General features: G+C 45.2%; 8 protein-coding genes. 4 read left to right on the top strand and 4 right to left on the bottom strand.

What is annotated here, in order from left to right; genetic code table 11:
* A partial coding sequence (locus C7B77_RS19150; RefSeq protein ID WP_106308419.1) for a hypothetical protein occupies positions 1–324 on the top strand: 324 nt, incomplete at its 5' end.
* Here the strand turns inward: C7B77_RS19150 and C7B77_RS30170 are convergent.
* Complete coding sequence (locus C7B77_RS30170) at positions 305–466, bottom strand: hypothetical protein (protein ID WP_181243927.1); 162 nt, start codon at positions 464–466, stop codon at positions 305–307. The genes C7B77_RS19150 and C7B77_RS30170 overlap by 20 nt on opposite strands.
* A gap of 39 nt (positions 467–505) precedes the next feature.
* Between C7B77_RS30170 and ygfZ the strand changes: the two genes are divergently transcribed.
* Positions 506–1,498 (top strand): CAF17-like 4Fe-4S cluster assembly/insertion protein YgfZ, encoded by a 993-nt coding sequence (gene ygfZ, locus C7B77_RS19155; RefSeq protein ID WP_106308422.1) that lies wholly within the window; start codon positions 506–508, stop codon positions 1,496–1,498.
* A gap of 107 nt (positions 1,499–1,605) precedes the next feature.
* On the opposite strand, the gene C7B77_RS19160 is transcribed toward ygfZ, so the two are convergent.
* The 3 genes from C7B77_RS19160 to C7B77_RS19175 form a co-directional block, all read right to left on the bottom strand.
* Complete coding sequence (locus tag C7B77_RS19160) at positions 1,606–2,172, bottom strand: hypothetical protein (RefSeq protein ID WP_106308425.1); 567 nt, start codon at positions 2,170–2,172, stop codon at positions 1,606–1,608.
* 152 nt (positions 2,173–2,324) lie between these two features.
* Positions 2,325–3,506 (bottom strand): RtcB family protein, encoded by a 1,182-nt coding sequence (locus tag C7B77_RS19165; RefSeq protein ID WP_106308428.1) that lies wholly within the window; start codon positions 3,504–3,506, stop codon positions 2,325–2,327.
* 273 nt (positions 3,507–3,779) lie between these two features.
* The gene (locus tag C7B77_RS19175) at positions 3,780–5,399 is read right to left on the bottom strand and encodes a DUF3352 domain-containing protein (protein ID WP_106308434.1); all 1,620 of its coding nucleotides are present in this window, start codon (positions 5,397–5,399) and stop codon (positions 3,780–3,782) included.
* Between the two features lie 189 nt (positions 5,400–5,588).
* Here C7B77_RS19175 and C7B77_RS19180 point away from each other — a divergent pair, with 189 nt between their 5' ends.
* Both C7B77_RS19180 and C7B77_RS19185 read left to right on the top strand, forming a co-directional pair.
* Complete coding sequence (locus C7B77_RS19180; RefSeq protein WP_106308437.1) at positions 5,589–5,774, top strand: hypothetical protein; 186 nt, start codon at positions 5,589–5,591, stop codon at positions 5,772–5,774.
* 95 nt (positions 5,775–5,869) lie between these two features.
* The gene (locus C7B77_RS19185) at positions 5,870–7,315 is read left to right on the top strand and encodes an aromatic ring-hydroxylating dioxygenase subunit alpha (RefSeq protein ID WP_106308440.1); all 1,446 of its coding nucleotides are present in this window, start codon (positions 5,870–5,872) and stop codon (positions 7,313–7,315) included.
* The last annotated feature ends 62 nt before the right edge of the window (positions 7,316–7,377 follow it).

Consider the following 7,377-nt stretch of genomic DNA (forward strand, 5'->3'; position numbering starts at 1 on the left):
ATTTATATCCGCATTATCGATCGCATCCGCCAACAGGGCGAAGTTTCCGCATGGGAAGTCAGCTATGAAGAGGTGCGAGAACCGCATCCAGTTAATTATCTCTGTCTTCAGTCTGGGGATAAACAGCTCAAATACGATATTTGGGATCTTTGTTATCAGGTTTGTTTTCTCAATTATGATGGCAGTCATAGCGAGATTGAAAGTCAAATTGTGGAGATCGATACCAGTCTGATCGATATGGAAGCTGAGAGTCCAGATTGGACTCGATTAGATAATAAGGCGAAGGATGTTGTGGCTAGGATATTTAATAATTTGCCACATTAAATTTTGCGGTGAAATCTGCGGTTGAAACCGCTGTCTCGATCGCTCGTAAACCGTCGGGGAACAAAGGCGGGCGCGCATCGCTGCTCGTGATGCAAAGTCCGCCTATGCGGACTAGTCGATCGATATTTTGTGGTGCGTTCACCCTGCCAACTGCGTCAAGTATAATTGCAATTTAAAACATATGGAAAATAATAATTTGAATATTCTACAAACAACACTACAACTAGCTCTATCGGGTACCGCTATTTATGATAGTTCTGATTGGGGCAAAATTCTGGTGAGCGATCGAGATCGACTCCGATTTTTACACAATCAAAGTACGGCAGACTTTGAAAAGCGGCAAGCAGGGGAAGGCTGCGATACGGTATTTGTGACTTCGACGGCACGGACGATCGATCTAGCAACCGGACTAATTTTAGATGATGAAGTATTGCTAATTGTATCGCCCAATCGTCGTAAATATTTATTTGATTGGCTCGATAAATATATCTTTTTTGCCGATCGAGTCAAATTAAAAGATGTCACCGATAATCTGGCAAGCTTTACGCTAATGGGTGCAGAGAGTGCCGCGATCTTAGAGCGATTGGGTTGCCCAAAATTGACAGAACGACCCCAGCATAGTCATGAATTAGATCGGATTGAAGGTATTGAAGTTCGGATCGCGATCGGGACTGAATTGGGCTTACCTGGCTATCAATTGATCTGCGATCGAGCAAATGCCCCAGCTTTACAGCAAGCTCTAACTAATTTAGGTGCTGTCACAGTGGACGAGGATGCCTGGGAATGCCTGCGAATCGCCCAAGGTAGACCGAAACCCGATGCGGAGCTAACGGAGGATTACAACCCCTTAGAGGTGGGTTTGTGGGATACGATTTCGTTTAGTAAGGGTTGCTATATCGGCCAAGAAACGATCGCACGTCTGAATACTTATAAGGGTGTCAAACAATATCTGTGGGGGCTTAAGTTAGCTGGATCTGTGGCTGTGGGTACGGCTATAACTGTCGGTGATGAAAAGATGGGTGTTTTGACTAGTTGTAGCGAGGTTGAGGGGGAAGTCAGAGGATTGGGTTACATTCGATCGAAGGCTGGTGGAGTAGGTTTAAAGGTGATGGTAGGTGATTTCGAAGGAGAAGTTATCGATCTTCCCTTCGTGCGACATGAATATCCTTCCTAAAATAGCAATGTTGTACTTATGGATATTAATCATGCATTTGTAGTGTAATTAGTTAACATCCAATACTAAACAACCGAATCTATGATATTTGAGACAGAACTTTTATTTTAAAGAATTGTGAAAAATTCATAGGCTTCTGAGTTTAAAAAATCTCGCATCTTACTGTCATTGGTTTTAACAGCATTATCTAGCTCTCTTAAGGCTAGCAATGTAGAAGTATAATATTTTGTTATCGTATTTTTTGAGAAATTATACTTTTCGCTTTGCTTTGTAGAGTCAGCATTCTTTGATTCTTGTTTTACCAAAACAAAATTAGTGAGCATTTCTTCTATATGTGGCGTACCAAACAAGCCCAGATTTTCTCCTTTGAAGTGAACTAAATAATTTCTTACTTTAATTATGCGATCTGCATTTTGCCAGTGACTACTTCCCCAGTCAATCTTTTGATTATTTGCATTTGCAATATTTTCAATCTTGGACTTTATCTTCAGCTCGTCCCATCCAATGATTTTAGCATCTTCTTGTAATAATTCATTTACGATAGCTTCTATAGCTGAAGCACATGAAATAGTGCATAGCACTCCAGATTCTAAAGTCCATGTATCTGATTCCAAAGATTTTTTCACAAAAGACAAAAAGATTTGTGAAGCATTAAATATTACATGATGAGTCATAGTATCATAGAGAGTATTGTACACATTACTGTAAAAATATAGCCAATAAAAATTAGTGAATAAATTAATATCGATCTTAAATCAATATATTCATCAATAAGATAGTTTAATAATATGATTGATTTCTATTGTCGTCCAACCTAACATATAAACTAACCTTTGATACACACTACTTGCTTGAGGGTTGCAACTACTTCGACTAGATCGGATTGATTTTCCATGACTTTATCGATCGATTTATATGCTGCTGGAATCTCGTCGAGGAGTTCGGTATCTTTGCGACATTCGACACCCTTGGTTTGGGCGATTAAGTCATCTAGAGTATAGGTGTTTTTGGCCATCGCTCTAGACATGATTCGTCCCGCACCGTGGGAGCAGCTACAGAAACTGTGGGCGTTACCTTTGCCTTTAACGATATAAGATTTGGTACCCATGGAGCCAGGGATGATGCCGTAGTCTTCTTTCTGAGCGCGGACGGCACCTTTGCGAGTGACATAGACTTCTTCGCCGAAATGGATCTCTTTTTCGGCGTAATTATGATGGCAGTTTATCGATAGTAATGGTTTCATTTTTTTGCCACCATTGAGATGCTGCTCGATAACGCGCATGAATCTTGCCATCATCACATCGCGATTGGTGCGGGCATAGTGTTGCGCCCATTGTAAATCGCGCCAGTAGGCGGCAAATTCGGGAGTACCTGCGACGAAATAAGCAAGGTCTCGATCGGGTAAACTGAGATCGGCTAACTTAGCGATATCTTTAGCGGTATCGATATGACATTGTGCTAATTTATTGCCAATATTACGAGAGCCGGAATGCAACATCAACCAAACTTTATTTTCGGTATCGATACATACTTCGATAAAGTGATTGCCACCACCTAATGAGCCGAGTTGTTTGGTGGCTCTATTTTCTAAACCGCGCACGCCGCGATGTAATTCTGAGAAGTCTTGCCAGCCTTGCCAATTAGTTACATCTTTAGAAATTTCTTTATTTTCTTCAAAGCCGACAGGGATTTGTGCTTCTAGATCGAGGCGAATTTTTTTGAGTTTGCCATCTAATTTCTCGCCTTTAAATGGGGTTTGAATTGCAGTCATCCCGCAGCCAATATCGACCCCAATTGCTGCTGGAATTAGGGCATCTTGGGTGGCAATTACCGAGCCGACGAGGGCACCTTTACCGAGGTGAACGTCTGGCATGAGGGCGACATGTTTGAAGACAAAAGGCAGGGAGGCAACATTCTTGGCCATCTTTGTCTCTTGTTGTGCGAGATCGTGCCCCGCCCATGACAAAACAGGTTTGGGGGTATCGATTTCTAATTCTTGATAAGTCATACCGATTTGAGAGTTGCCGATTTTAGACCGACGGGGTTTACTATAAACTGATGAACGGGCGGGAGCGTCTCTTTCAGGTGATTTTTCCAGGGCGAGCGAAAAGAGACAGCGACGCGCGCATTACTGAAGGTTCCTCCAAGTTAAGCGCGTTAGCGATGCAGTGTGGGCAAAAAACACCCACACTGTATCAAGACAAGACCAGAGAAAAACTCACCCGCATTGTACCGCTTCGGCACGGTTTACCCGCCTAGTATTTCTGGTGGAGATTTGGTGTTAATTGGTGGCAGGTTTGAGCGTGAGGAGAATTTCAACCTGACTGGTATTTTTGTCGGGTTGCGCCGAACTCACACCCAGTCCTTGAATCGAAGTGAGGATCGCATTGACATCTGGGGGAATAGTTCTCCCCGCAACCGTGCCCACCTTACTAGTGTACAAACCCAAGACTTTTTCGAGATCGATATATGCGTAGCTTTGTTTTTGGGCGGACATCGAGCTTAATGCTGTCGTGTAATTAGGGCTACGATCGAGTGATTCGCCAGAGGGTTGGGCAATTTTCTCGACTAACCCATCGCCGACAGCCAGGAGCATCGATTTATCGGATAACCAGCCATAGCTGAAGAGCGTACCTTGTCCAGCGGGAGCTTTGACATCGGAAATCTGCACGCTCCCGACTTGACGTCGATCGACACTAAAGCCCGAAGTCTTGGCTAAATCGACCAATTTGGTCATCGTATTGTCCGTCACGGCGCGATCGGTACTATCGATCGTGAGGGCACCACCAAAGCCCGCCGCAGCGGTAATCCCGCTACTTACAGGCATCATCCCTAGCGTATAATCGCCACCCATCCAGCCAAATATATCTTTATCTAGATCTAGTTGGGTAGATTGAGTAAAGCTCTGACGCATTTGGTTCAAACCTTCTTGAGTCGTCGGTTGAGCGGCAGCAATTTTATTAACTTCCGTCCAAATTTGGCTCAAGCCAGTACCACCCGCCACCATAAAGGTGTCTGAGGGAAAACTGGAGACAGCTTTAGCAGAGGTTGTGGGTAAATTTAAGGTCGTGCCATCCGTTTTGGCGACTAATTTCATTCTAATCCCCGCATCGTCGATCGCGATGCCACCGCCGAAGGACTGGATTTTTTTCAATTGCGTCATGGTAGCCGGATCGAGCGTGACTGGGGTTTTGCCCGACTTGAGCATCTCTTGCACGGCTGTGAGATAATCGGGGACGTAAAATGCCGCGATCGGTTGTTTGAGTCCGAGGGTATCGGCTTTGAACCAATCGTTCCCAGCTTTACTGGCGAGGGAAGGTTTGCCTTGAGCGGTATCGATCGCCGATTCAATTGTCTTTTGTTCGGGTGCGACTACCAATCGATCGTTGACGATCGCGGTAAAGGTTTCGCTGCTACCCTTACCCGTATCGGTAATCTCGATCCCTTTGTAGTCAAATTTCTTGACGGGATCTTTGCTTTGCGCCTTGAGTTTGTTGGCAAAGTCTAGAGCTTTGAGTTTATCCTTAATACCGATGGCAATTAGTACTTGCGGTTTATTCGCTCTACCATCGCTACTAGGCAAAATCGCCATCATCGTGTTTCCTACCCAAGGCTGAATATCTTTGCTAAAATCCATCTTGGTTTGGTCTAAGAACCTCTGTTGCGCCTCGGTTATCTGAGTCGTAATAATGTTTTGTGCCGTTGGCGTCCCAAATTTTTTCAACTTCTCCCACGCTTCGGGTTCATTGGAAATATAAGCCGCCATGTAGGCGTCTGCGGGAATTACACCAGCCAAATCTCCAGCATTACTTTCGCCACTATAAATATATTTATAAGCGGCAAATCCCGCTCCCGCAGCAGCTACCAATGTAGCTACCATGACAATCCCTTGTTTAGACATATATATATAATTTTTTGGATAATTTAGCGAAATCGCGAGTGCATACCAATCTGATTCAGTCGATCGACAGTTAGTTCCGGATATTAGGAGATAATTAAGACATTTGACCTACATTTTACAGGTCGATCGATCTAGACGCTAATCCGAGCGTTACCCAGCCTCTAAAATCCTCACCCTCAGAGCTAAAGGATGTTTGAGAATACTTTAAGCTCGATCGATAGTTCGAGCATAACAAAAAACGATCGGGTGGAATTCGATCGCGTACCAGCACTCACAGTCTCCGAATTTCTCACTCAGTTACCAAATCTTACCGATCGAGTATTGCAACAAGAGATCGCAATAATTACGTTCGATCGAGTGCAGTTGCCTCATTAGCATTCATTGACAGATCGAGATCGAGTTAGATTGACCCTAACCCTGGAGATCTGTTTCAATAAAGATAGGTAAACTTCAGATCTGAGGCGGATAAGATGACAGCTATTTCGACGATCGCCAATGAATCTGAAGCGAATAATGCCAGCAGTGCTGAGACTTTTCAATGGATGCAGCAATGGTATCCCGTCGCTGTGGTTGAATTTTTAGATCCGTCCAAACCCCACGCATTTCAACTACTGGGTAAAAATGTCGTGTTGTGGCGAGATGGCGCGCAGCAGTGGCAATGTTTTGAAGATGCTTGTCCCCATCGCCTCGCTCCGCTATCGGAAGGACGCGTCGAAGCAGATGGAACGCTGCTGTGTGCTTACCACGGTTGGCGATTTGACGGGGATGGTAATTGTACCAAAATCCCCCAATCTCAAACTCCAGCTCTAGAAGCCCAACATCGCGCTAACCCTAAGTCGTGCGCGATCGCATATCCTACCCAGGAAGCACAGGGATTATTGTGGGTGTGGGCGGAATCTGGTGCAAAAGGTGCTGTTGAGAGTAAAAATCGTTCCCCCCGAATCATTACCGAACTCGAAGGTAAATCGGAGCGAGTCGTCAAACTATTTTGGAATATTCGGGACATGCCTTATGGCTGGGACTATTTCATGGAAAATGTCGCCGATCCCGCTCATGTGCCAGTTTCGCACCATGGATTAGTCGGCGATCGCGATCGAGATGCCAAATATTATGATATGCCCCGATTGCGCGAACTTTCGACTCAGGAGGGCTTTTCCTTCGGCGTGACGCAAGCAGAAGGTTCGCCGATTATACAAGCCTTACATGACTTCCAGCCGCCTTGTTTGATGAAAATTACGACTACCTTCACCGATGAAGGGCAGCTAATTTTAGTGTTATATGCCACCCCCACTCGCCCCGGCTGGTGTCGTCATATCGGTACTCAGATCTTAGTCAAAAATCCCCAGGGCAAGTTACCGCCCGGATTGGGATTTTTTGCGCTCCCGATGCCGACTTGGTTGGGACATATCCTCGCGTCGCTATTCTTGCATCAAGACATGGTGTTCCTGCATTATCAAGAACGGACGATGGCAGCCAAAGATCGCTGGTTGGAGGCTGTATATACACCCAATCCCCAAGATAAAATGACTATCACCTTCCGTCAGTGGCTCGAAAAACGGGCTGGCGGTGGTGTTCCGTGGCAAGGTACCGCCAATTTACCGCCCGCAGAACTGAATAAACGGCAACTATTTGACGTTTGGCACACCCATACCGCTAATTGCCAGTATTGCCAAACCGCACTCAAACGCTTGCGGTGGGCGAGAGCGGGCAGTTATGGCTTGGCGATCGCGATCTTGGTAGTCGCAGTGTTGCTAGAATCGCGATCGATTGTCTTAACTGGGCAAACCAATCTCATTTCACTAGCTTTTGTCGCTAGAGTATCGATCGCATTAGGCTTGACAGTTCTGGGTTATGGCATTCACCAGCTCATCGGCTTATTTTATGTCTACGAGTTTGAACACGCCCAAAATGATTGAGATCGTCGTGTTATTTGCTGTCTTAGTAAAGGACTAGACTTCGTTTTCGCTGGGATTACCCC

The sequence above is a fragment of the Chamaesiphon polymorphus CCALA 037 genome (assembly GCF_003003845.1).
In the GTDB taxonomy this organism is placed as follows: domain Bacteria; phylum Cyanobacteriota; class Cyanobacteriia; order Cyanobacteriales; family Chamaesiphonaceae; genus Chamaesiphon; species Chamaesiphon polymorphus.

Excerpts from the sequence above, each read along its gene's own strand:
- ygfZ (WP_106308422.1), top strand. The coding sequence starts at position 506 with ATGGAAAATAATAATTTGAATATTCTACAAACAACACTACAACTAGCT.
- C7B77_RS19160 (WP_106308425.1), bottom strand. The coding sequence starts at position 2,172 with ATGACTCATCATGTAATATTTAATGCTTCACAAATCTTTTTGTCTTTT.
- C7B77_RS19165 (WP_106308428.1), bottom strand. The coding sequence starts at position 3,506 with ATGACTTATCAAGAATTAGAAATCGATACCCCCAAACCTGTTTTGTCA.
- C7B77_RS19175 (WP_106308434.1), bottom strand. The coding sequence starts at position 5,399 with ATGTCTAAACAAGGGATTGTCATGGTAGCTACATTGGTAGCTGCTGCG.
- C7B77_RS19180 (WP_106308437.1), top strand. The coding sequence starts at position 5,589 with ATGTTTGAGAATACTTTAAGCTCGATCGATAGTTCGAGCATAACAAAA.
- C7B77_RS19185 (WP_106308440.1), top strand. The coding sequence starts at position 5,870 with ATGACAGCTATTTCGACGATCGCCAATGAATCTGAAGCGAATAATGCC.